The following is a 23,401-nucleotide window of genomic DNA, read 5'->3' on the forward strand; positions in this document are numbered from 1 at the left end:
CTAAGGTTAACGTTTCTTGCAGAAAAAGCCAACTTAACTCCGACTTTCTAAATAAGCGGTGATTTTACTCTGGTCTGACCTTTTTGATTATGAGAGAAGTATAGCTGTTAATCCCCCCATCTCCGCGTAGAATAGGCGAGCTTTTTATCAGATGTAATAAGAAATGACTTCTAAAAACGACCCTTTTGTTGAAATTCGTCCGTACAATGACGAAGAAATTCCAGCGGCGATTGACCGCCTGATTAACGATGAAGAATTCATCAGTGCAATTCTACAACATCGATTTGCAAACCATGCAGGTTGGTTTAAAGCCTTGATGTCACCAATCGTTAAAGTTTACCTCAAGATGAAATGGTCTAAACTCAACTCCGTTGAAGTGATTCAGATGGAAGTAAAGAAGTACCTTGAGCAGACATTGAATTCAACAACTAAGGGCGTAACGTACTCAGGTTTAGATAAGCTGGATAAGCAGACGTCTTATCTATTTGTCTCCAACCACCGTGATATCGCTATGGACCCAGCATTGGTCAACTACGGTCTACACCAGAGTGATCATAAAACAGTACGTATCGCTATTGGCGACAACCTACTGAAAAAACCTTGTGCGACTGAGTTGATGAAGCTAAACAAGAGCTTTATTGTAAAGCGCTCTGCAAAAGGCCCTCGTGAAATGATGAAGGCGCTAGGTACTTTGTCGGGCTACATCAAACATTCATTGGATACGGGGAACTCTATCTGGATTGCGCAGAAAGAAGGTCGTGCTAAAGATGGCAATGACTTTACTGATCCGGCGATCCTAAAAATGTTCCACGTTGAAGGCCGTAAGCAGAAGTTAGAGTTCGCTGAGTACATAAAGTCGCTAAGAATTGTTCCTGTTGCTATCTCTTATGAGAATGATCCTTGTGACATTGCTAAAGCGCGTGAGCTTTTTGAGAAGGCGACAAGCGGTACGTATGAAAAAGGCGAATTTGAAGATATTGAAAGTATTATTCAGGGAATCGTAGGCGACAAAGGCCGTGTCCATGTTGCATTTGGTGATGTGATTGGTGATGAGTTCGAGTCACCGGAAGCTCTGGCAGAAGAAATTGATCGCCAGATACATGACAACTATAAGCTGTTCCCAATTAATAAATTGGCGGCGGGTGATGAGCAAGTCGAACAGCAGGTTAAAGATGTTTTGGCTAGCAAGCTGAACCAGCTTCCGGAAGGTGCTCAGTCTTACTTGGTCGCAAGCTACGCTAACCCAGTTAAAAACCAAAGTTAAAAGATCAGAAAGGACGCGATGAGCGTCCTTTTTTCTATTGGTTAAGGTGCCACCGCACCACCAAGGTCGAGTTGAGAAGGCCACTTGGTTATTCGGTTTCCACCTAAGAATATGTTGCCTTTGACGGTCATCTTGTCTGGAAACTTAGTAATTTTTGACCCGCCAATATAGAGATCTCCCTCAACTGTTAAACCCTCTGGTAAAGATTCCAATGGTGTTCTAATCACACTTAAATCCCCTTTCACTCTAAAGCGAGGAGGGAGTTTGGTTAAGGGGGTATCTGTAAGGTTTACGTATCCGCCGACTTTGATTCCTGCTGGCCATCGAACAATTTGCGACGCAAGTAAGTTGGCATAGCCTCTAATATTGACGCCTTTTGCTATCTTTTTTAGCTGACTGTTAGAAGCGTCTAGACTGCCTTGAATATCCACGCCTTGAGGAATCTCTTTAATGCTGGTTTTGGCAATATTGAGGTTACCTTTTACAACCAAGCCTGATGGCAGCTCTTTATAAGGTTTATTGCGCAGATCTAAGTTCCCATAATTATCTAAGTGATTGAGAATACGATAATGATCAATCGGCTCACTGAGAGCAGGTGCAGACAGCAGCACAACGAGAGAAGGCACAAGCCAGTGCTTCATAGGACAATCCAGACAATGGTTTGCCCTAAGTATTAATGAGGAGTTTGGTTCGGGTCAATAAAGAGATGAAGTAGTGAACAAAAAAGCGGACTGAATGTCCGCTTTTTAATAGCTTAGCGCGCTAGGGAGCGAGTCTTTAGTTCAAAAATCAGTTTTTCCGCGCTGACTTCGAATTTGAATCGGGCTGTTAGTTCACTCGAGTCTTCTTCAATAGAAGAGATTTCATACTCTACGCCTTCGCAGACCTGTTTTGCCAAATCGATGTATTTATTCAGCTCCGCTTCGAGAAGGGCTTTACCTTGGGCAAAAATCGTCACTTCTGCAACATCGTCCCCTTCTTTGATAATAAAGCCCATTTCGCCAGCGCAACCACATGCTTCACATACGTCTGCTTGTTCTTGTTGTGTGCTCATTACGACAATCCTCTTACAAAAGTTATGGTTATTTTATCGAGTTATTTTCAAGTGATCCATTAAAATGCGAACACTTGAAAAATGAGCTCGGAACCGGATGTTATGTTATAAAATGGTTAGGTGAATGGATTGGAATTGATAAACACGTCAAATAGTGTGATGTTAGTCATGTTGTTGCGAAATATCATGTCATTTTAGAGTCATGAGGATGTGCAGTTAGTTGTAAGCAAGTTCGATTTATATAATTATCGTCAGCTAAATTATATAAATGAAAGATAATGCCTATTTATTTTATAAATTTCCCTGATGTGGTGATTTGTGAAAAGTTATCTTGCACGGCATCGTGTGCTCCATCTAAGACGCCGTTCGTATTATATGGTACGATGGCTTTATTAGGTTCCCCACAGGGACCCTGTGAAGCTACAGTGGATGTCTTGTAGGATATCTGATGGGCATCATTATTGACTCGTTTGAGTTAGATGGATTTACAGAGAGAAGAGCCTGAACATGCCAAAGCGTAGTAAAGAAGATACTGAAATCACGATTCAGAAGATTATGGACGCAGTAGTGGATCAACTTTTGCGTCTGGGCTATGACAAGATGTCTTACACAACCCTAAGTCAACAGACAGGTGTATCGCGAACAGGTATCAGCCACCACTTTCCAAAGAAGACTGATTTTACCGCGGCGTTAGACGGTCGAATCTTCAAGATGTTTGTCGAGCATCTGAATTTTGACAATAGTCTGCAAGATTTCTCAGACAGCTGGGTAAAAGCGTTAGACAATGCCGAGTTCCTAGCGATTCTGCGCCTGCTATTCCACCATATCGTAACCTCTCAAAACACTCATGAGTTTGCAATGAATGGGATTGAACGCCTTTACAAAACGACTGAAGCTCAATTCGGCGTTGACAGTGCCAAAGAGTTAGAGTGGTTAATTGGTAAATCACTGGTTCGCATGGCGAAGTAATTGATCATATCGTTGCCGTGTCAAAAAAGCCTTCCGATTGGAAGGCTTTTTGTATTTATAGCTTACGGAATTGATTGACCAGCTTACCTTGGGAGTCCAGATTGTTGACTAACCCTTCGCATTCATCACGTGTGTCGCTGGCTAGGATGTTGGTGGCGGAGCATACTATCACTGATAGATTGAACGCTTTAGTTGATGTCTTCGGTTACCCTTGCCATTTCTTCAATCGCTGTAGCGATTTGACCTCGCATCGACAAGACAATCAAACTGGTTCTTTATTTCTCAATCAACGTAAGTACAATTTTTGGAACTTGGGATAATTAAATAGTCTCTATCTTGGTTGCCTAGATGTCAAAAGTAGCTTACATCGAGTGACCAAATAGTGCCGTGGTGATAATCGGCTTGATATCAAATTAGGCATAAGTAGTTTTGTAAGAGTTTGGTGTTCACTTACTTGATTGCCTTGACGAGCATTACATGTACTTCAATACTTTACTAGGTTCGGAAGAGTCTGACACATGTTTCAAGCATATTGACGACTGTGAATATATGCTTGTCTGTGTTGCCTATAGAAGAACAGTTTGTTTTATACGGATAAAGTCTTTGGTGGAAATACGCTTGGTCACTCAATCAGCGTTCTTGATTTGTATGAAGCCGCAGACAACCGAGTTTTAGCGTAAAGCCGGCTTTCCTTCATACGGAAACAGGCGAAATTTCGGTCGAAGGAGCCGTATCCTTTTGGGAACTAGTGCTCATCGATGTTTTTCTTCGCACAGAGCGGATTTTCAAAAAGATTGCACCTAAGTACATGGGGTAGGTTCTGATGAAGATTTGTTTCAGTTGAAAGCTAGTGAAGAAAAATGACTCTAGGCTTTATTGGTTGTAGTTTTGTTTAATTTGTTGGTAGTAGGTTCAGCGTCTTTTGGCAGCATTAGAGTGTCTGCTCGGCGTTCTCAAAATAGATACGTTTAATCTGTTTAGATTCATGCCTGATGATCTAACTATCTGTTACACTGAAACTATTAGTAACAAGAATAGCAGTAGGTATATGCATGGCTTTTCCTGTCCTTATTTGTGACGATTCTGCGCTTGCCCGAAAGCAAATGGCGCGTTCATTACCGGCTTCTTTGAATGCAGACATCACTTTTGCTGTTCATGGTCTAGATGCCTTGGAGCAGTTGGAACAAAACGACTTCAAGTTAATGTTCCTTGATTTGACCATGCCAGAGCTCGATGGTTTTGGGACACTGGAAGAGATAGGCACGCGCGGTATTGATATCCAAGTCGTTGTCGTATCGGGTGACATCCAACCCAAAGCGAAAGAACGCGTGATGACGCTTGGCGCGAAAGCGTTTATCCAAAAGCCGATTGATAAAGACGCACTCAATGCGGTGTTAAAAGAATTGGTTGAAAAACCAAGTCAACCACAAATTGTCACGCCTGTTACTGTTGAACTGCCTATTCTTCGTCGCCGAGACATCTATATGGAGGTAGCCAATGTGTCTATCGGCCGAGCCGCAGATGCCTTAGCTCGCCATTTTGATGTGTTTGTCCACCTTCCTCTTCCCAATGTTAATATCTTTGAAGTCAGTGAGCTGCATATGGCACTGCGTGACCTAGCAGAAAATGATCAAGTTTCAGGAGTGTGTCAGGGATTTAGTGGTGAGGGTATTGCCGGTGAGGCACTAGTATTGCTGAGTGATTCTAGTGTTTGTGATCTAAAAAAACTTATGAAGGTTCCGGCTGACAGTGAAGAGCTGGAAGAACTGGAACTTCTCATGGATGTTTCAAATATCCTCGTTGGTTCGTTTTTGAATGGTTTGGGCAAGCAAGCGGAGGTGCGTTTTTTCCAAAGCTCACCCGTGCTTTTAGGCCAGCATATTTCCATTGATTCGGTGATTCAGTCAACGACTGGCTCGTTTCAGAAAACCATGACCTTTGAGGTGAGTTACAACATTGATGGTACATCTATTCGATGTGATTTGTTGTTTATGTTTGTTGATGAGTCCCTCCCATTGCTCGACAACAAGTTGTCTTATTTGATGGAGGACTTTTAATGGTAAATCTTCCCGCAGAATTTGAGCAATTCCACTGGATGGTGGACATGGTACAAAATGTCGATCTTGGGCTGATTGTTATTGACCGAGAATATAAAGTTCAGGTTTGGAACGGATTTATGACGCATCATAGTGGTGTGCAAGCCCATGACGCGATAGAAAAGCCGCTATTCGAGTTGTTCCCTGAAATACCAGAAGACTGGTTTAAGCTTAAGACTAAACCTGTCTATGATCTTGGGTGTCGAAGCTTTATCACGTGGCAACAGCGTCCTTACTTGTTCAAATGTCGCAATGTACGTCCAGTCACGCAACAGTCGGAATTCATGTACCAAAATATTACACTCAACCCGATGAGAACGCCGACGGGTGAAATTCGTTCTTTGTTCTTGTCTATACAAGATGCGACAGCCGAAGCTTTGGTGTCACAGAATCAAAATAAATAGCCTCAACTGACCTAGTTAATGAAAGCCAGAGTTGTTCTGGCTTTATTTTTAACCAAGGAGAGCCAATGTCAGTACCCATTCCTCTCTATAGTGGCGAGCAGGTGAAATCAGGTGAAGCCACTGCTGCGAAAAGTAAATCAGTCACTATGTATGAACTTATGACTCGCGCAGGCCAGTCGGTTTTTGAAGTGGTGAGAAGCCAATATTCGAACTGCGATTCACTGCTCGTTGTTTGTGGTGGTGGAAATAACGGTGGAGATGGTTATGTTGTGGGAAAACTGGCGATTGAAGCTGGTATAGATGTGACCCTGTGGCAGTGTGTCGAATCGAGCAGACTAAAAGGTGACGCGTTGCAGGCATATCTGGATTTTATTTCAGTGGGCGGCCGTACCGAGCTGCCCAGCTTAGATTCTGTACTCGATTACACTTGCATTCTTGACGCCTTGTTGGGTACGGGGTTGACCGGTAGTGTCAGAGCAGAGGCTTTTGCTATCATTGAGATGCTTAATCAAACAGATGTCCCGGTTGTCTCAGTGGATATTCCTTCTGGGTTGTGTAGCAATACTGGACAGGTTTTAGGCACATGTGTTCAGGCTGAACATACTGTCTCGTTTATAGGCTTGAAGCAAGGCTTGTTTACCGGACGAGCTCGCGATTACACAGGAAAAGTGCATTTCGCTGGACTAGGTGTTGACGACGTCTTTAATCAACAGAACGTGCCGTCGTCACTACTGTTAAATAATATCGGCGATTTTGCCCCCGTCATAGCTCGTTCAAGAAGTGCCCACAAAGGCTCTCATGGCAAAGCTGTTATTATAGGTGGGAATCAAGGTTTTGGAGGTGCTGCAATACTCTCGGCACTGGCTTGCCAGAGAGCGGGAGCTGGTTTAACGGCATTACTTACCCACCCGGAGAATACACAACCCGCTTTAGTATCCTGTCCCGAAGTGATGATATCTTCTTGGTTGGATAGCGAGGCGAGTGATTTTAGGTTGAACCAATGGTGTGACTGTTTTGCTATTGGTCCAGGGTTAGGAATGGACGTTAATGCTACCAAGATGTTTAAAGCTATGTCGTTTTCTACATTGCCAAAAGTGTATGATGCAGACGCACTCAACTTACTTGCCGAAAATGAAAATTATGATGCAAAGCGTATTATTACGCCTCATCCTGGTGAGGCTTCTCGACTCTTAAAGTGCTCCGTTCAAGAAATTGAGAGTGACAGGTTCAGGGCTGTGGAGAACCTTTACAAAAAGTATGGTGGCGTTGTTGTATTAAAGGGAGCAGGGACTCTCATTTTTGATGGTAAGGAAACGTATATCTGCAATGCAGGGAACCCTGGTATGGCGACAGGAGGAATGGGGGATATTCTAACGGGTATCATCGTTGGGTTATTGGTGCAAGGTGAAAGTTTGGTCAATGCTGCCGTGAGAGGTGTCATGATACATAGTCTTGCTGCTGACAGAGATGCTGAAATAAACGGTGAACGAGGACTCTGTGCACGTGATTTATTGCCTCATATTCGACATTTAGTAAATGGAAAATAGTCGGCCAGTGCTGCCCGAGATGAAAATGTGCAAAAACAACAGTGTTATCGATTCCGGAAAACGGTTGCGCGCTGATAGGGTTTGTTTGTTAAGCTATTGTTTATTAACGTTTGTTTTAGTTTGTGCTTGAAGTTAGGGGAATTGGATTTGCAAGATAACAAAATGGTATCACAAATAAATTGAAAATATCAGTCTTGCGGGAAATAAATCACAGCCTATAATGCTGAAAACCGGAGCGTCTGCCAACGCTCCGGTTTTTTTGTGTCCGAAACTCGGTAAAGCGTCTGCCAACGTTTCCCGAAAACGCACGACACGTAAATTTGCTTATAGGAAAATTTATCATGCGTATCGAACAAGAACTTAAGTTAGGCTTTAAAGATGTACTATTCCGCCCGAAGCGTTCTACTCTCAAAAGTCGTTCTCAAGTTGAATTAACCCGCGATTTTACATTCAAGCATAGTGGTCGTCAATGGTCTGGCACACCCGTAATTGCAGCAAACATGGACTCAGTCGGTAGCTTTGAAATGGCTAAAGCTTTAGCAGAACATGGCGTGATGACTGCAATTCACAAGCATTATACCGTAGAGCAATGGGCTGACTTCGTGAAATCAGCGGATAAAAAAACACTAAACAACGTGTTTGTTTCTACGGGAACTTCAGATGCTGATTTCGAAAAGACAAAAGAAATCATGGCGCTATCTGAAGAACTTATCTTCATCTGTATTGATATCGCGAATGGTTACTCTGAGCACTTAGTAGAGTACATCGAGAAGGTACGTGCTGCATTCCCTAACAAAGTTATCTCTGCGGGCAATGTAGTGACTGGTGATATGTGTGAAGAGCTTATCCTAGCTGGTGCAGACATTGTGAAAGTGGGTATTGGCCCAGGTTCTGTATGTACTACTCGCGTTAAAACAGGTGTTGGTTATCCTCAACTTTCTGCAATCATCGAATGTGGTGATGCTGCCCACGGCCTAGGTGGTATGATCATCGGTGATGGTGGCTGCTCATGTGCGGGTGACGTAGCAAAAGCTTTCGGAGGCGGCGCTGATTTCGTTATGCTAGGCGGTATGCTGGCAGGCCACGAAGAGTCCGGTGGTGAGCTAATTGAGAAAGACGGAGAGAGCTTCATGAAGTTCTATGGCATGTCTTCTCAGTCTGCTATGGACAAGCACTCAGGCGGTGTTGCAAAGTACCGTGCAGCTGAAGGAAAAACCGTACTATTGCCATTCCGCGGCAGTGTTCACGGCACTATCTCAGACATCCTTGGTGGTGTGCGTTCAACCTGTACATACGTAGGTGCAGCAAAGCTTAAAGAGCTAACTAAGCGTACGACTTTCATCCGCGTACAAGAGCAAGAGAACAACGTTTTCGGTAAAGAGAAGTAATCCCACACTTCGGAAAATTCGAATAATTAAGAGCCGCATTTTGCGGCTCTTTTTTTGCCTGAAAATCGTAAAGTGGCGACAAAGTGGCGACAGCCAGCGAAAAATTTTTTCTTTGCGTTATTTAGCAGGTTTGCATAAAACTGTAGTAATGTACCGGCCTTTTAAGCTTTTTCGACATTATGGCGGGAGTCTGTTATCCAATTTCACGTCATACTTACCAAATAAAACCGATAATTTTTATAAGGTAGTATTTTGTTTATGCGTTAATAAATATTTCTGCTAATTTATCCAGCCGATCTGCTCTTAGACAATCGACAACCTCTGCTTCTACATCCGAAACTATTCCGCTGTGTTTAAGCTCAGTGAAGGCATCAATGTATGATTCCTCATAATCATGCCAAGCACAGCGTTCACCGAAAGATGAGGTGAACTGGTAGGTGATTAAATAATATTCGCGAGATTCTTGCCATACTTCGGTTGATTTGGTCGCCTTACGACCCTTAGCTTGCTTTACAAATAAACGGAAAACTTCAGGGTTAAGATGGTAAAAACCGAAACATACGTCGAGGCACTCGGTGAACTCTTCTTCTGAAAACGTACTAATGTCAATCTCAGGACTTTGTAATAAGCGGAACAAATAATCAGCTGTATATGGTATGGGATCTAGATAACCCACGATATCACACACCAATTTGAAAAATACAGTGATAGACATTTTCCCAGCTTGATACAGCTGCTTGAAACCAGGCTCAACAGTACTTTCGAAAAACTCAACATCAAACTCCATGCGGTTTGCGGTCATTTCAGTTGAGTAATAGTCATAAAATGGGAAGCCAATTCCAAGCGCAATACTATTGCGACAAGCCATTTCAATATAATCGGGCTGATGGTGGTCTACTAATTCTCCCATGCAAACATCAAGCTTGATATCAGTGAGCACATCTCCCATTACTTCAGCATATTGTTTAATTTCTTTAATATCTAGCGCTGCTGTTACATCAAGATAACTATCAAATAATTCTTCACTAAGCGCAGCCACTGTTTTGGTATCTCCCTTTTTAAGTGCGCTTTTCAATGCAGTTAGGTTCCCTGAGGTATAATCATTATACCAATTGCCAAAATAGTGTTGCCTCATGATGCGGTTTCCTTGTTTAAACTTTACTATTATTGTGAGCCAGTCACATAATTGGTGGCAAGCTTATCTTATTCAAAGATATTTGACCATAACGTGGGGCGCTTTATTCGTCTTATTCTAAAAGCTCGGATTATTAATTGTTCAAAACGATCAGTATGACAATTAAAATCTGGTATTTATTATGGTGAAAAGTTAAAAACTAACACAATATCCACCACTATTTTTATTATATTATTGTGGGCAATACGTGCTATCGCTAAAAATAGAATGATATGCTGCGATAACACGTTCTTCACTAGATGTTAAGTTACCGCCAATAGCTATATTGCCTATAGGGTGGGAATCTTCTTTTAATAAGGGCAGATGGGAAGATAGGCCTAATTGGTCTGTCAATTAAACCACTATCAATAAAACAAAATTTGAAAATCTTAATCACTTTACTCCTAAAGACGAAAAAGGTTGCGCTCTTATTGTTTTTCCCTATACGACGACTTAATGAACACCATATAGCCTTCTCAAGAAAAGCACTCAATTCATTCGTTTTGAGTTGAGCGCGCAAATCATCAGCATTACTTCAATATCTTGTGATTGAATTTAGAAGATCGGTGAATAAACGAATAGTCTGATAAAGTGTCTGTTCCTTTAAGTTTCTGTTTGCCAAAAGCAGCTCTTGAGCAAACATAAAAAATCCCCACTAACTTTGTTAGTGGGGGATTATCATACGCTCCTAGGACCGTTCAAGTCTCTAAACCGATCAATATTAGAGCTTAAGCTCGACGTTTTTCTACGCTTATGGTGTATCGATAAAAACATGGCGAATATCTTCAGATTCATTACAGCTCAGTTTGAAGCCTTGTATCAGCTTCTATCTATCGAGCCAGACCAAGCCCATTCGTTTTCATATCAGTTAATTTAGGGGGGAAAGGTCACAGAAAGCGCCTGTACCTTTAAGTTCATCTTTTGATGAAAGGTCTAATCTGACCCTGAAGATTTGACTCGGTAATAAGTGATACGTTAGATTGATAATCATAAATTGATGGGATTGAAGCAGATCTGTGTCGCTCTGCCTTTTACTCACTTATACTAACGTTACGATAAGAACACCGACTTGATAACGTGAGTCTATCTAGGAGGTATTTATGAGTTGGATTATGGACATTTTCCGAAACTTCTTTGGTAAACAGAATACCACGAAGCGCGATTACCCAATGCTGAAAATGGTTAACCCAGATCGTGTGGTGATGGATATGAAAGCTTTCCGTAAAAGCAAAGCTGCGCAAGAACAAGCCAAGGCTGCTAGAGAAGGCTATTTGAAAGACAATAAAGTGCAGGCATGACATTGCACACAATAGGGTACACACCGGGGCTAATTCGCATTAGCCCTTTTTTATGGACGTCAATAAATGATTAAACCATCAATACTTTTTGTGTTAATACTTTGCATTTCTGGTTATGTTTTCGCTCAGCAATGGCACAAAACACACTATCAACTAAAGCGTAGTAATGGATACCATACTTTTTTGATGTCTGCGGCTATCGGTTTGTTCTTATTCGCTATCGGGACGATTGTGTATGCGATAGGCATTTGGCTCGGAAAACTGACAGGGTTGCACTTCTCGGTTGGTGAGTTGGTACTGATTGGTGTATTTAGAAGTGAGTCTACCCACACTGAGTTCGCTTTATTTGATATCTCAATCATTGCTCTGATCTTAAGCCGGCTTCTCCCAAAACTCTACTACATCAACGAAGAACGTAAGTTTTCTAAGTTCATGTTTGAGTTTTCTATGGATTCGGAAAGCCCAGAGTTCACGCAGCTATTCTTCAAGTCTCACTACCACGAGCTCCCTATTCTTTTCACCATGTCCGACCGTAAAGTATACATAGGCTATATCTACGAAATACAAACCGGTCATTTTAACGATATTTATATCGTGCCCTACTTAAGTGGATATCGAGACAGAGACACGTTAGAGCTCCACAAGATCACGCCCTATCATGCAGTGATGGAAGACATAGAGAATGAGCAGGAAGACTCCGTTGAACTAGATAAATTTACCATCGCACTTCCACTCAGAGAAATTGTTCATGCTCATTTGCATGACTTCCGATACGAAGAACGCTTTAGGGAAAAAGAAGAAGAACACAAAGAGCCTGAGACTTATCTCTAAACAAGGAGCCTAGTGGCTCCTTGTTACCGAATCAGCGAAACTGTAGTGGCTGTCCTTTTAAGCTTTTTAAGCTGGATAAGTAGAAAGCACTGAAAATCTGATAAAGTGTCTGTCCCTTTAAGCTGTTGTATTTAGGTATCTATGGGACCGAAAACGAAAGAGTTGATAAATGTTTTAGACAGACTGATTCAAATGTTGGATGAGGATGGTCAAGAACACTGGTGCGATTGGATGTCACAAGCTAGAAATTGGCTAGTTGAATCTGATTTTTATGGGGTTGAAAAAGTGTTACTCGCATATGGTGGCATGGGCTCATTCAATGACGTGTATCTAAGTCAAATCACTCGGAAAAACGAAGTCTTTAGTGAGCTAAGGACACGAGCATGGGAGCTTGCTACTGATATCAAGCACGAACAAAAATAAATACGCTCAATACGTACTATCAACGCTCGGCAAACTTGGAACTAGTCTGAATTGGTACAGATAAAGTACAGATAAAGTGCCTGTCCCTTTAAGTTTCACAGATAAAGTGCCTGTCCCTTTAAGTTTCCCAAGAGCAAGAGAACAACGTTTTCGGTAAAGAGAAGTAACTCCACACTTCAGAAAATTCGAATAATTAAGAGTCGCATTTTGCGGCTTTTTTTGCCTGAAAACTTTTAGCTATTGTTATTTAATTTTTGTGAAAAGCGGTCGCATGTATTAATTCTTAAACAATTACTAAAGACAGTACTATGCGTATACTATATTTTACTTTGCTAGCGGTTTTATCGCAGTCAGCTTTTGCCGTTGAATTCAACCCTGAGCTTCTCTCCCAAAATAGGGTGATGGAAGGTGCTCCATATTCTGTGAGCTCAGATTCAAATTCTGTAACTTCACAATACGGGATACAGGGAATTAATTGGGCTTTATCTACAAAAATGACACGCGACAATAAATACGTTGTGTTTAATTCTAGGGATAAAGACTGGGTTTCAGAGGGTGTTGAGACTGAGTGGTTTATCAAAAACACAGAGACTGAGGAACTAAAGCCACTAGGGCGACCATCCCTTTTGGGCCCAAGAGATTTGATGAATTGGGTAAGGATATCTCCTAATGGACGTTATATAGGTTTTTCCCATAAATCGGGTTCACAGACAGCTGTGTGGGATCGAATGACTGATGAAGTAATGCCAGCAGAGTATGACGAGAACCAACTTCCATATATTCAAGACAAGGGCGAAATGACATCAGTTGTCTACCCTATCAACGAGCGCATTGTGATGCTTTCCCATGTATTAGGCAAGTTATCTATTACGGATCTAAAAGAAAAAGTGACGAAGAAAGTCAATATAGATATTTATGGAAACGAGGCAGAAATAAAGATAAGTTCGATACGTCCGTTTAGTGATGACGGTAGATACACAGTTTATGTGGCATATAAATCGGAAATGGATCCAGACAATGTTAGTGATATAGATAGTCAGAATCTGTATTTGTATGATCGTATCGAGGATAAACACATCAAAATATCGTCCTTACACAGAGAAAACTATGCATTAGACTCAGCTTATACTAGTGCTTTTAGTATCAGTCCCGATGGTCAGTACGTTGTTTACGAGGCTAGAAAGCCATCCTCTCCTGAATACAGCCACTACGAAAAATATCAAAGCTATCTTGTCCTATACCATATTGCGACGAAGAAATATGAATACGTCAAAGATATCAACGAAGAACTGATTCAAGCGATTTATAAGCCTTCTGTTTCAAATGATGCCGAAAGCTTTGCCTTTTCAACCAGAAACAGCGATTACTTAGCTTTGAACAGTGTTTCTTATCAGGTCGTTTATTTTGACCGCATTCATCAGAAGATGATTCAGCCCAGTATATCACAGCGGACAGGCAAACCTTCGAGCCAGACAATTTTACCTATGATTTATGGTAATGGTAATGGTGTTCTATGGCAAGGGCGTGGCTCTGGTTTACTTGAAGGGGAACACTCAGAAAGTTATCTATATATTATGGGGCAGCCAAGCGAACCAATCATCCCAGAAATCTGTTTACCATACATCAACTAAACCCTCCACTTGTTTTGTTCCCGCACTGGACGGATGTGCGGGAACAAGCACTTTTAGCTGATATGCTACCAAACGTTCGGCACTGGGCTCTCACAACGTTTACCTGTAACGGCACTATAAAAGTCCAGTGTCTGATAAAGTGTTTTAGATAGTTGTTTTTACTGGAAGTTAGTAAGGCGCCAAATATGGCGCCTTTTTTAAAGAGATTATTATGTTAGTAGCTCTTCAAGCTAGACGTCTTCTTCAATCGCAAGCTTAATTAGCTCCCAACTTCTCACAACATCTGGTTGTATTATTTGAGTTTCAAGTAAATCAATCGCATTTTGTCTGATAGCGTCACTACACTCTGTCATTCCATCTTTAGTTTTGTTGGCTAGAGTTTTATAGTGAGTCTTATCTTCAGATAAGTAGTAGCGGAATCCCCATGGGTGGGTAGATCCTTTATTATAACGAACTTCAGCAACTTTGTTGCTAACAGCTTTGATCATGTCATTTACATTAACTGTTTGGGTGACGTATGTTATCGATTTATCAATTTGAGAAAGGACATTTTCCTTCGCGATAACATTTTCAACAAATATGTTGTCTTTCTGATATTGAAGGATCTGACGGCAAATGAAGCAATATTGACTGGCTGCTGTAAAGTAAGCGCCTATCCACTCTTGATTATCTGAATGGTCGTCAAATATAGCTAAGGCTTCTTTACATTTAGTGACAGCATATCTTGCGTTATCGTAGTTCATTTGAGCGTAATCACCCTCTGGGTCATTAGTTATAATTTCTTCAAAACTGGATAAGCTCGACTGTAGTAAGTTCCTCGCATTTATCAAAGGTATATCATTGACGTTTTGGTATATTTGCCTCGTCATTCTAAAGATACGAACAAAGTTTTGTTCAAGGTAATCATTTGGAGACATTCTCGTTGAAGAGTCGGCGCGCAAGAACAAGCTTTTTGCGGTTTTAGCTAAAGGAACACTGAATGAATTTAAAGCAGCGTTTGCTAAGTTCCTTGCTGCAAATTGTGCGAAAGTAGCACCTAGAAAACCAGTGACATGGCCTTTAGCTGGAGCTACGTTTTCAGAAATTGATTTACTTGGTTCTAACACGTTAGGTTCAGTAACTGACATTATGTATTTCCTTCTTATATGAATCGTTTTTCTCGTAACGAGATGTTTTGAATTTAGAGTACTATCCTCAAGTGTTTTGCAATTAAGCTCCAAAAAACACTACCAAGGACCAGTTCCTCCTCCTCTAGTGGTATCTGCCCCATGAGTCCATGGGGCGTGTGGTATCTAAATTCGATTTAGGCGATTTTGACCGTTGGTCTAGACTCGACTTGTTCAAACGGTAATGCTTTTGTTGTTGGCATGAGCTGTAATACGCTTGAGATCTGGCAATCCCTATCTAATCCCATGTAGTCTTTGACGTTCGCGACTCGCCAAGTCATATCTCCATAAGTACGCAGATACAAGGCAGGTGAATGATAACTGTTATTTCTAATCACACTCCACTGGGTAATATCGCTGAAAAATACTTCAGGATTGTCTGATGTGTGTAGATCATTCGCCATAATACCCAAAGGTATATCGACGCGGTTGAGAAGCTTTTGCGCTATGGAGAATGCTTCATCGAAGTTGCTTGGTTGCTCGCTTAATTGCTTAATTGCATAGGTTTGTACAAATCGAGATGGCGGTGTGGGATCGGCGGGTAGCCCCTTTAATCCAGCCCCATTCACGGTTTGAAGTGGTCCTGGAACTTGGAGGTGACGTTGTAAGGACACGTCTTTGTCCGATTCTGGATTGTAGTTACGTAAATTGGAAAAATAGGAAAGATTATTGACATGCCAATGGTAATTCGGGCAGTTGGTCATAACACCCACGTAGGAGTGGTCCACAATCACTTTGTAATCATCGAATTTGTATTCGATACATTGATACCTAGATTGCGGATTGACCGTCTCGCCCTCTTTAAATGATCGATAAATATGCATATTGCCGTTGATAAACTCAATGACAGCACTGTCACTATTTGCATCATGAATCACGAAGTGCTGATCTAAAGGCATATTGTCACCCTCAGATTCCCCGGTTGAAATAGTCGAATTAAATACGTATACAGGGTGGGTAGTGAAGTAGCTCACCATGTCTTCCACAGTAGTAAACGTAGACAGGATAAAGGTTCCCAACAGACCGCTACCTAACGCAAAGGCCTCATCAGGTATGCGAGATGTCGGAATATTTTTATTAAGTATTGGCAAGTAGAGTGAGCCTACTGAAAGCCCTGACTCATTTATACCATCTGATGTAATAAGAGGGTTGTTGTATTGAGTAACGCCATTACAGTGGATGAAGCTTAATGCTCCTTTCCAGCTCGCTTTAAACTCATGCTGATAATTATGACACTCTGGTGGCTGAACATTAAAAACCCGGTCCGCTTTTCCGCTAGTCGTCAAGGTAGTAATTTGGAAATTTTGCTTAGCTCTAAACCAAACCTCGGTCTGAAGGTTTACTGCAAACTCCATGGTTCTAGCGGATAAGGTTAGGGGGAGATTGTTACAACCAAAGTTGATATTGAAATCTGTACACATAGCCATGCTCTTTGTTGCGTAATTTGAATGATGTATACCCAAGACACTCTTTACATCGATAGTTAGAATTACCATGGATAAAAAGGTTTGCGCTTAAACAATGGATTTGACCCTTTGAGATAAGTGCACGTGATTAAGCTACGTATTCAATCAAAAAACGTCAGTAGCAGATTAGTATCAGTTGATAGAGTTAACAGGTTTTATTGCGTTGACGAACGATATCGACCAAAACTCTTTTCATCGCCAGTTCAAGCGACTTACCTGTATTGAGAGAAAACAACGGCTGTTTATCCCCTAAAAACAAAGCTATAGCTCTTTGCATCCGACATTAAAACAGACCTCGCGCTTTACTCGAACTAAGGTTTTTTTACGAATATGATGGGGAAATATCACTTATGATACTGATTTGATACCAACGTGATACTGAACTGATCTCGACATCTGTTTATTGTGTCTACTGATTTGGAAAAAGGACTCTACTTATGGAATCAGGAGTAAAAAGCTTAAATCGCTTAGATTTGGAAGATATTATTCGCGGTGCTCATTTTTATGCGTGTGGCGGCGGTGGGGCACAGGAAAATGGCGAAGAATTGCTCAAGGAAATTGACAAGCTATTCGCGTCAAAATCTGAGGTTACAGTGAAGTATATTGACGTTAATGACGTCCAAGATACTGATATGCTTCCAGTACTCGCAGCTATGGGAGCACCACAAAAGTTTCTTCAAAAAGGATATAGATACTCTCCCGCTACGGCATTTCACGACCTAGAAAAAATCCAAAAGGTTGCCTTTTCCACATTGTCACCCGTTGAAACTGGCCCGATTGCCTATGGTATGAGTTTACTGGTTGCCGCAGAGAGACAAATACCGATCATCAATGGTGACGGCGGAGGGCGAGCCTTTCCATGCTTACAGCTATCAACGTTTGCAAACTTGGCATTGGAAAGCCCAATCTCTGTTTCACCTTGTGTACTCACATCAGAAAAGTCTTTAACAGAAGATGGTGGGGTCATCCTTATTGAATGTGAATCGAGTTCGGATGTCGATGCGATGACCAGAGGAATCATTAGCACATCGAAGAGTTTTGATGATCGTGCATCCCTTGCTTCATTTGCTATGTCAGGGGAGCAACTAAAGCAAAATAATGCCGTTGTCCCAGGTATGTTACTGAAAGCGAGAGCACTTGGTCGGCACATCAGAGAATGTATTCAAGATCAGCTGTCTTGTTTTAATGCGATAGAAGCGCTAGATGGTGCACACTGTGTGATGAAAGGCAGATTGAGCAACGTTATTACCATGACCAGCAATGGTTTTGACTGGGTCGCGCAAGAATATCAGGAAGAGGGTAGCGGCACCAAATATTACGTCATTTCACAAAATGAAAATATGATTTTGTGGGTAGATGATTTAAGTACGCCAATCGCTATGGCTCCTGATTTAATTTGCTGTTTGTCTAGTGATGCTTCGCTAATGAGCAATGATGAAATTATCGATGCATGGAAGAAAGATTGCGCTGATCCTCGACTCAAAGAGATGGCGATTTTTACCGTGGATGCTGCTCCACAAATTAATCAGCCTTGGTTTCATCAGCATTTTTCCACAATATTCAAAAGATTCGGTTTCTTTGGTAGCTATCACCCCCCACTAAAAAATAACTTGAGAGGTTGAAATGTCGATGAGGATGAAACTTAAGATAATTATTCCGGTAAACACAACTGAGTTTACACAACAAATCTCAGACAGTGTGAATCGCTTTAGAAGTGATAAAGTCACCATTGATTTAGAGCATATTGATCAAGGAACTCCATTTATTCAATCTAGAATTGATCTGACTATTAATGCACCTTATGTCCTAGAGAAAGTGATTCAGGCAGAAAAAGATGGATATCATGGTGTGTTTGTGACGGACATGGACATGTGTGGGGTGGAAGCAGCAAGACAAGCGGTCAAGATCCCGGTTATCGGCGGGTTCAGGCCGAGCTTTTTTACTGCCATGTTGCTGAGTCAGAAGGTTTCTATTCTAACGGTGCGCGATGTGGTTGACCTTCAGAACGAACACGTGCGAGCTTTTGGCGTTACCGAGAATCTTGCTTCTATATTGCCATTAAACAAAACCGTCAATGAGTTGAAAGAACCCTCTTTAGAGGCGGAAGCAAAAATTCTTGAGGAGTTATTCGAGCTAGCTTGTCATGCCATTGACCAAGATGGTGCCGACAGCATTATGTTTGGTTGTACCGGATTTACACATTTTTCAGCACCGTTGCATGAGTTACTGATGGCTAAATATAAACAAAATGTACCGGTAATGGATCCAAACTGTTGTGCGATAGGATATTTAATTATGTTGGTGGAAAATAACTTGTATCAAAGTGGTTTGAGTTATCCATATCAAGAAAATGATACTTGATGCTAATTTAAAAAGTAAAAATATCATTTTAAAAAAGCAGCCAATATAAGGCTGCTTTTAACGTTAAGATAGTGAGGTTAATTAATATGTACTGAATTATCTAAGCATTCTCTAATTCTTTATTATTTACATTAATTGTTATAATCTCTACAACAAGTCCATCGCGGCTTCTTTTGGAATTACAGAAGATTTCTTTGCCACCATTCTGTTTACTAATAGCTAGCTGATCTTTTCGGGCAACAGCAAGAGCTTCGTTAAATAGGTCTGGGCTGTGTCCGGTTAGAAATGCGCTTAATCGAGATGTTTTGTGTTTCGTAGATTCGGTAATTTTCCATGAGTGAATCGTTTTTTGCGCCGTAAATTCGTCATTTAGTGAACTTCTATTTGCGTATACTATACCAGATGTGGTTTCTTCATCCATGTATAATACAGTGCCATCATCATCTTCAGAACCCTTCACCACATAGTAATAGCCAGTGTCTTTAGGTTGTAATGTTGTATAGCGGAAAAAAACAGTGGCGTCTTCCTCTTTGTTTGTCGCGACAAAGATTTTTCTTTGAGCGACTTCTCCTGCTTTATTTGGCTGAAGTTTTAGAAAACCGTTAATTTCCTCTGCCTGTGTATTATACTTTGGCTTGCATTCTACTTTGACTTTTACCTGATCTACCAGTCGCATATTTTCCATCATGTTTCTCCATATTAGCTAGTTGACGTTGTTATTTAAAATAAACTTTGAGTGATTTTATATCCGTAATCTATATTCCACAGGATAGGCAAGTCCTGTCAGCTATATATATTGAACATCTATTTCACTATTCGGACGACATAATTAAGATAAAACATACGTAAGAATGTTTCTGTATCAAACCAGCATCATGTGTTGATGACAAAGTATCACTGAGTATCAATTTGTCCATTTAGCAATGTAAATCATTCGGTTACAAAATTGCTCACCTTGAAAATATCACTTTGTTAGCTAGTATGATTTATCATACGGAGATGATGCTAGGGAGCGAAAATGGCAGACACTGTCTTGATTAATGGCAAGAGGCTGAAAGCATTAAGAGAAAAGCATGCGCTATCTCAGGAAGGGCTTGAGCATGCATGCAGTCAAAAAAAAGGATGTAGTGTTTCCATTGCCACGATAAAACGTGCTGAACTTGGTAACAAATTGAGTAAAAGAACCGTTGGGCGATTGGCCACTTTCTTCTCTGTCCCTATTGAAGAATTATTGAGTACTACACTGGCCGGTTCTGAGATAGAAAAAGAACCTTGTGTTGAAAAAATGGCTTTGGCGTTGTGGGTGCGTGCTGATTCAAAAATAATCATAAACGAAATACTAGACCATATTTCCTTGTTGTCCCCGTTGATTACTGAACGTTTTGGAAACACTTTAGTTGCCGCTGTGCCCTGTATTTATGATGGCAAGAAGTTGTATTTGACGATTCAACAAATCCTACTCAACCTTTCTCACCGTGTAACGCCCTATTTTCGAGCGATCATTTCAACTCAAGGTTTATCTCTACAGACTGACAACCTTTGGTATTTTAACGAAGCGTACATTCACGAAATGTCAGAACTCGCTTTGCAGCTTGAAAGCGCGACAGTTCTGGTTTCAGATGAGTTAATCGAAGCCAGCCTTCAGTGTTTTTGTTATGCTGACCAAGCTGTTGTCGCAGGTTACAAGGCGCTGTTAAAAAGAAGTGATGCTTGTTTTGGCAAAACACAAGGTAGAACTCATGAAATTGAGTTGTTTCATTATGCCATCGATAAGGTAGAGCGCATCAACGAACATTGCCTTTTAACGCTTCAAGGCGTTCAGGGAATAGGAAAAAGTCACCTGCTGAACGTTCTCTCAGATATGGCTGACCAGCGCAGGTGGAAAACGGTCAGGGTCGATTTTCAGCTTGCTTCATCACCGAGTGAATCGCTGTTAACTGCATTACAAGAATTGCGCTCAGGCACGGCTATCGATACGAGTATGCAAGAAAGCAATGAACACGATTCCAGCATACGAAAAGAACCAGAGCAGCGACGTCAAAGCGATAATGATCCGGTTTGTTTGCTGATGGACAATTTTCATTTAATCGATGAGCACACTCTTGCTACCTTGCTCCGGTTCATAGCGATGTCTGACAATGAGACGCTACTGATCGGTGCCGCTTTTTTGCCGACCCGTACAGCAAATCATCATGTTGAAGCGTTCAGTTCAGTCAGATTGCCTATGATCAACATGACGCTGACACCGCTTCTGCACCAAGAAATGGAAAAGTTATTTCTTGAGGGATTTAACGTCACAACGGAGGTCATGAATTCAGTTATAGAAAGGGCCCAAGGGAACCCAGCTCATTTTTATCAGCTTTTGACATCATATAGCCAAAACAAAATACCCAATGAGGTTACTCTAGACCTTGAAAGCAAAGTTGATGAATTTCCCAGTGAATGGCAACGCGTGATGTCATTGATATCTTTTTGGGACGGTAACGTGACATCTACGGACATCTATGCGGTGTCGAATCCGACCCCTGGTGTGATAGAAGCACTGCTCGAAAAGAAGCTTATTAGTCTGTCTTCAGAAAAGGGGATTCATTTGAATCATCCTTTTTTGAATGACGTTATTCAACGAAGAGCAAGCCATAGAGAGAAGCGGGCGATTAATTTAACCATTGCCGATTATCTGGCGTCTGGTGATTCCTCTCCCTGTCAAGAGACACAACGACAGCTCATCGGCTACTATACGAAGGCAGAGGAGTGGCAAAAAGCTGCTCAATTGTCGCTCTCTTTCGGACGACGATGCATAGAATCAGGTGATTATAACAGTGCCAAGCATGACCTTAATACGGCGCTGGAAAACTACCAACGCTTACCAAACCCTGAACAGTGGCTGGAATTATTGTTTGATATTTACTTGGCACAGGCAACAGTCGCTCGAACGACAAAAGGGTGGGTAAGTCATAGTACGGTAGTGGCTTATCAACGATGTATAGAATTGGCAAAAAAGTTGAGTTGTACCTTTCGGCACTGTATTTCACTCAGCGGATTATGGGTTAGGCAATTGATGGCGATGGACTTTAAGTTGTCTGAGGAGACAGCAAATGAAATGCTTTCTCTTGCTGAGCAATCAAATGATACTCGCTGTAAATCCCTGGCCTATAGCTGTTTGACTAATTCGCAGTTTTGGCTTGCCAAGCATCAGGCTGCTATTTGTCATGCAAAAGCGTCATTTGATTGTTACCAAAAAAATGTAAATAAGGATTTTTATACTTCTATTGGCATTAATCCGATCGCGTTGGCGGGGTGCTTTGGCCGTTTATCCGCCACATTGTGTTGTTGTGATGAAGATATCCGATTTTTCCAGCGTTTCCAATCCAACATCAGCCTTGAGAATGAGCCGTTCAGCTATGCTATCGTGTTACAAGGAGAGATCTGGTCTGCTTATCATCTGAAGGAATTCCAGCAGGTCATCACGCTTTCTGAACAATTGTTGGCCATTGCTGCCGCCAACGACTTCCCTTTTTATACAGGCATAGCCTCTCTATTCAAGGGTTGGGCGCTATTTTTCACCGCACCATCGGACCAAGAAACGTCGCTCACGCTTTTTGAGGAAGGCTATCAGCATTGGTTAGCATCGAGCGGCGACCAAATAGCGCACTCGCTTTATTCATTGATGAAAGCTGAACTCTATTGTGAAGTCGGTCGTTCAGAAGAAGCACAGGACATTTTGCAAGATGGGATCGCAGTCGCTCTCGAAAAGAATGAAGCCTGTTATTTATCTCCAATGTATGCGCTTTTGGGTCGTTTAGTTGATGATGATATTGAGCTGATCAAAAGGTCCCATGAAATCGCACATGAGCAAGGTGCTCGATTGTTCCTTAATCAGTAGAGCCAACGTTGAAGCCTTGCGCTATTTTGGTTAGTACGTTTTGTCAATCGCGCTTATTTTTGCGCTAAGCGAGTCTATTATTCGCAATTGAGTAGGCACCGAGTACCGCAAGGCGTTGTCTTTCGGGGTTAGAATGTTTAGCGAGGGCTTGGTTATCTTGAGTTTCTTGCATCATTTTCTAATCCATTAATCTTTGTTTTCGAATATTTGGTTATTTATCAACGTAAGTGCACAACTGCGCCATATCAGTTTGGTATCAGTTGGTCTCTGCGCTTTACTAAAACAGGTGTGGTCGGACAAATAGCTTGTTGATAAAAAGAAACAGCCAACATCAGCGTGCCTGCTGAGGTTAATGTGGGAAGATGGAAATGAGCCCAAAGTGATACTGAATGTGAATGACAGTGTATCTACATTGAATAGGTCACTAACGACAACACATCAGTTGG

General features: G+C 41.5%; 19 protein-coding genes and 1 pseudogene. 13 read left to right on the forward strand and 7 right to left on the reverse strand.

Annotated elements, in window-relative coordinates:
* The first annotated feature begins 163 nt into the window (after positions 1-163).
* Positions 164-1,264 (forward strand): 1-acyl-sn-glycerol-3-phosphate acyltransferase, encoded by a 1,101-nt coding sequence (locus TW84_RS15095; RefSeq protein ID WP_045976454.1) that lies wholly within the window; start codon positions 164-166, stop codon positions 1,262-1,264.
* 41 nt (positions 1,265-1,305) lie between these two features.
* Here the strand turns inward: TW84_RS15095 and TW84_RS15100 are convergent, their stop codons facing one another.
* Positions 1,306-1,905: a hypothetical protein gene (locus tag TW84_RS15100; RefSeq protein WP_045976455.1), complete on the reverse strand. Its 600-nt coding sequence runs from the start codon at positions 1,903-1,905 to the stop codon at positions 1,306-1,308.
* Positions 1,906-2,018: 113 nt separating this feature from the next.
* Positions 2,019-2,318, reverse strand: a complete 300-nt coding sequence (locus tag TW84_RS15105) for a YfcZ/YiiS family protein (protein WP_045976456.1) — start codon at positions 2,316-2,318, stop codon at positions 2,019-2,021.
* Between the two features lie 507 nt (positions 2,319-2,825).
* On the opposite strand from TW84_RS15105, the gene TW84_RS15110 reads away from it, so the two are divergent.
* Positions 2,826-3,287, forward strand: coding sequence for a TetR/AcrR family transcriptional regulator (locus TW84_RS15110; protein WP_045976457.1), 462 nt, complete (start codon positions 2,826-2,828; stop codon positions 3,285-3,287).
* Between the two features lie 55 nt (positions 3,288-3,342).
* Here the strand turns inward: TW84_RS15110 and TW84_RS25075 are convergent.
* Positions 3,343-3,529 (reverse strand): annotated as a pseudogene (locus tag TW84_RS25075) (methyl-accepting chemotaxis protein); the annotation flags it as partial.
* 810 nt (positions 3,530-4,339) lie between these two features.
* Here TW84_RS25075 and TW84_RS15115 point away from each other — a divergent pair.
* From TW84_RS15115 to TW84_RS15130, 4 genes are all read left to right on the forward strand, one after another.
* Complete coding sequence (locus TW84_RS15115) at positions 4,340-5,344, forward strand: response regulator (RefSeq protein WP_045976458.1); 1,005 nt, start codon at positions 4,340-4,342, stop codon at positions 5,342-5,344.
* Entirely contained in the window at positions 5,344-5,787 is a 444-nt protein-coding gene (locus TW84_RS15120; RefSeq protein WP_045976459.1) for a PAS domain-containing protein, read from the forward strand. Before TW84_RS15115 ends, TW84_RS15120 begins: the two co-directional genes overlap by 1 nt.
* A gap of 65 nt (positions 5,788-5,852) precedes the next feature.
* Positions 5,853-7,334 (forward strand): bifunctional ADP-dependent NAD(P)H-hydrate dehydratase/NAD(P)H-hydrate epimerase, encoded by a 1,482-nt coding sequence (locus tag TW84_RS15125; protein ID WP_045976460.1) that lies wholly within the window; start codon positions 5,853-5,855, stop codon positions 7,332-7,334.
* Positions 7,335-7,675: 341 nt separating this feature from the next.
* Positions 7,676-8,722 (forward strand): GMP reductase, encoded by a 1,047-nt coding sequence (locus tag TW84_RS15130; RefSeq protein ID WP_045976461.1) that lies wholly within the window; start codon positions 7,676-7,678, stop codon positions 8,720-8,722.
* Positions 8,723-8,978: 256 nt separating this feature from the next.
* Here the strand turns inward: TW84_RS15130 and TW84_RS15135 are convergent, their stop codons facing one another.
* Positions 8,979-9,857, reverse strand: a complete 879-nt coding sequence (locus TW84_RS15135) for a hypothetical protein (RefSeq protein ID WP_045976462.1) — start codon at positions 9,855-9,857, stop codon at positions 8,979-8,981.
* A gap of 1,139 nt (positions 9,858-10,996) precedes the next feature.
* Here TW84_RS15135 and TW84_RS15140 point away from each other — a divergent pair.
* From TW84_RS15140 to TW84_RS15155, 4 genes are all read left to right on the forward strand, one after another.
* On the forward strand, positions 10,997-11,194 hold the full coding sequence (locus tag TW84_RS15140; protein WP_045976463.1) for a hypothetical protein: 198 nt from the start codon (positions 10,997-10,999) through the stop codon (positions 11,192-11,194).
* A 66-nt stretch (positions 11,195-11,260) separates the two neighbouring features.
* Positions 11,261-12,025 carry a hypothetical protein gene (locus TW84_RS15145; RefSeq protein ID WP_045976464.1) on the forward strand — a complete coding sequence of 255 codons (765 nt, stop codon included), beginning with the start codon at positions 11,261-11,263 and terminating at the stop codon, positions 12,023-12,025.
* Between the two features lie 141 nt (positions 12,026-12,166).
* The gene (locus TW84_RS15150) at positions 12,167-12,448 is read left to right on the forward strand and encodes a DUF6966 domain-containing protein (protein WP_045976465.1); all 282 of its coding nucleotides are present in this window, start codon (positions 12,167-12,169) and stop codon (positions 12,446-12,448) included.
* A 308-nt stretch (positions 12,449-12,756) separates the two neighbouring features.
* Positions 12,757-14,079: a TolB-like translocation protein gene (locus tag TW84_RS15155; RefSeq protein WP_045976466.1), complete on the forward strand. Its 1,323-nt coding sequence runs from the start codon at positions 12,757-12,759 to the stop codon at positions 14,077-14,079.
* A 230-nt stretch (positions 14,080-14,309) separates the two neighbouring features.
* Here TW84_RS15155 and TW84_RS15160 read toward each other — a convergent pair whose 3' ends face one another.
* Together TW84_RS15160 and TW84_RS15165 are read right to left on the reverse strand one after the other, a co-directional pair.
* Positions 14,310-15,206, reverse strand: coding sequence for a hypothetical protein (locus TW84_RS15160; protein ID WP_045976467.1), 897 nt, complete (start codon positions 15,204-15,206; stop codon positions 14,310-14,312).
* 176 nt (positions 15,207-15,382) lie between these two features.
* The gene (locus TW84_RS15165) at positions 15,383-16,666 is read right to left on the reverse strand and encodes a linear amide C-N hydrolase (RefSeq protein WP_045976468.1); all 1,284 of its coding nucleotides are present in this window, start codon (positions 16,664-16,666) and stop codon (positions 15,383-15,385) included.
* A gap of 482 nt (positions 16,667-17,148) precedes the next feature.
* On the opposite strand from TW84_RS15165, the gene TW84_RS15170 reads away from it, so the two are divergent.
* The gene (locus tag TW84_RS15170) at positions 17,149-18,333 is read left to right on the forward strand and encodes a DUF917 domain-containing protein (protein ID WP_045976469.1); all 1,185 of its coding nucleotides are present in this window, start codon (positions 17,149-17,151) and stop codon (positions 18,331-18,333) included.
* A gap of 13 nt (positions 18,334-18,346) precedes the next feature.
* Positions 18,347-19,072 (forward strand): aspartate/glutamate racemase family protein, encoded by a 726-nt coding sequence (locus tag TW84_RS15175; RefSeq protein WP_205622495.1) that lies wholly within the window; start codon positions 18,347-18,349, stop codon positions 19,070-19,072.
* Positions 19,073-19,172: 100 nt separating this feature from the next.
* Here TW84_RS15175 and TW84_RS15180 read toward each other — a convergent pair whose 3' ends face one another.
* Positions 19,173-19,760, reverse strand: a complete 588-nt coding sequence (locus TW84_RS15180; protein WP_157634053.1) for a hypothetical protein — start codon at positions 19,758-19,760, stop codon at positions 19,173-19,175.
* Positions 19,761-20,090: 330 nt separating this feature from the next.
* Between TW84_RS15180 and TW84_RS24435 the strand changes: the two genes are divergently transcribed.
* Complete coding sequence (locus TW84_RS24435) at positions 20,091-22,955, forward strand: XRE family transcriptional regulator (RefSeq protein ID WP_045976471.1); 2,865 nt, start codon at positions 20,091-20,093, stop codon at positions 22,953-22,955.
* The last annotated feature ends 446 nt before the right edge of the window (positions 22,956-23,401 follow it).

It is taken from the genome of Vibrio neptunius, from assembly GCF_000967495.1.
Taxonomy (GTDB): Bacteria; Pseudomonadota; Gammaproteobacteria; order Enterobacterales; family Vibrionaceae; genus Vibrio; species Vibrio neptunius.

What these genes read in the sequence shown, in the direction of transcription:
- TW84_RS15175 (WP_205622495.1), top strand. Translation starts at nt 18,347, where the DNA reads ATGAAACTTAAGATAATTATTCCGGTAAACACAACTGAGTTTACACAA.
- TW84_RS15105 (WP_045976456.1), bottom strand. Translation starts at nt 2,318, where the DNA reads ATGAGCACACAACAAGAACAAGCAGACGTATGTGAAGCATGTGGTTGC.
- TW84_RS15145 (WP_045976464.1), top strand. Translation starts at nt 11,261, where the DNA reads ATGATTAAACCATCAATACTTTTTGTGTTAATACTTTGCATTTCTGGT.
- TW84_RS15170 (WP_045976469.1), top strand. Translation starts at nt 17,149, where the DNA reads ATGGAATCAGGAGTAAAAAGCTTAAATCGCTTAGATTTGGAAGATATT.
- TW84_RS15140 (WP_045976463.1), top strand. Translation starts at nt 10,997, where the DNA reads ATGAGTTGGATTATGGACATTTTCCGAAACTTCTTTGGTAAACAGAAT.
- TW84_RS15150 (WP_045976465.1), top strand. Translation starts at nt 12,167, where the DNA reads ATGGGACCGAAAACGAAAGAGTTGATAAATGTTTTAGACAGACTGATT.
- TW84_RS15155 (WP_045976466.1), top strand. Translation starts at nt 12,757, where the DNA reads ATGCGTATACTATATTTTACTTTGCTAGCGGTTTTATCGCAGTCAGCT.
- TW84_RS15120 (WP_045976459.1), top strand. Translation starts at nt 5,344, where the DNA reads ATGGTAAATCTTCCCGCAGAATTTGAGCAATTCCACTGGATGGTGGAC.
- TW84_RS15100 (WP_045976455.1), bottom strand. Translation starts at nt 1,905, where the DNA reads ATGAAGCACTGGCTTGTGCCTTCTCTCGTTGTGCTGCTGTCTGCACCT.
- TW84_RS15180 (WP_157634053.1), bottom strand. Translation starts at nt 19,760, where the DNA reads ATGATGGAAAATATGCGACTGGTAGATCAGGTAAAAGTCAAAGTAGAA.
- TW84_RS15135 (WP_045976462.1), bottom strand. Translation starts at nt 9,857, where the DNA reads ATGAGGCAACACTATTTTGGCAATTGGTATAATGATTATACCTCAGGG.
- TW84_RS15125 (WP_045976460.1), top strand. Translation starts at nt 5,853, where the DNA reads ATGTCAGTACCCATTCCTCTCTATAGTGGCGAGCAGGTGAAATCAGGT.
- TW84_RS15165 (WP_045976468.1), bottom strand. Translation starts at nt 16,666, where the DNA reads ATGTGTACAGATTTCAATATCAACTTTGGTTGTAACAATCTCCCCCTA.
- TW84_RS15160 (WP_045976467.1), bottom strand. Translation starts at nt 15,206, where the DNA reads ATGTCAGTTACTGAACCTAACGTGTTAGAACCAAGTAAATCAATTTCT.
- TW84_RS15115 (WP_045976458.1), top strand. Translation starts at nt 4,340, where the DNA reads ATGGCTTTTCCTGTCCTTATTTGTGACGATTCTGCGCTTGCCCGAAAG.
- TW84_RS24435 (WP_045976471.1), top strand. Translation starts at nt 20,091, where the DNA reads ATGGCAGACACTGTCTTGATTAATGGCAAGAGGCTGAAAGCATTAAGA.
- TW84_RS15110 (WP_045976457.1), top strand. Translation starts at nt 2,826, where the DNA reads ATGCCAAAGCGTAGTAAAGAAGATACTGAAATCACGATTCAGAAGATT.
- TW84_RS15130 (WP_045976461.1), top strand. Translation starts at nt 7,676, where the DNA reads ATGCGTATCGAACAAGAACTTAAGTTAGGCTTTAAAGATGTACTATTC.
- TW84_RS15095 (WP_045976454.1), top strand. Translation starts at nt 164, where the DNA reads ATGACTTCTAAAAACGACCCTTTTGTTGAAATTCGTCCGTACAATGAC.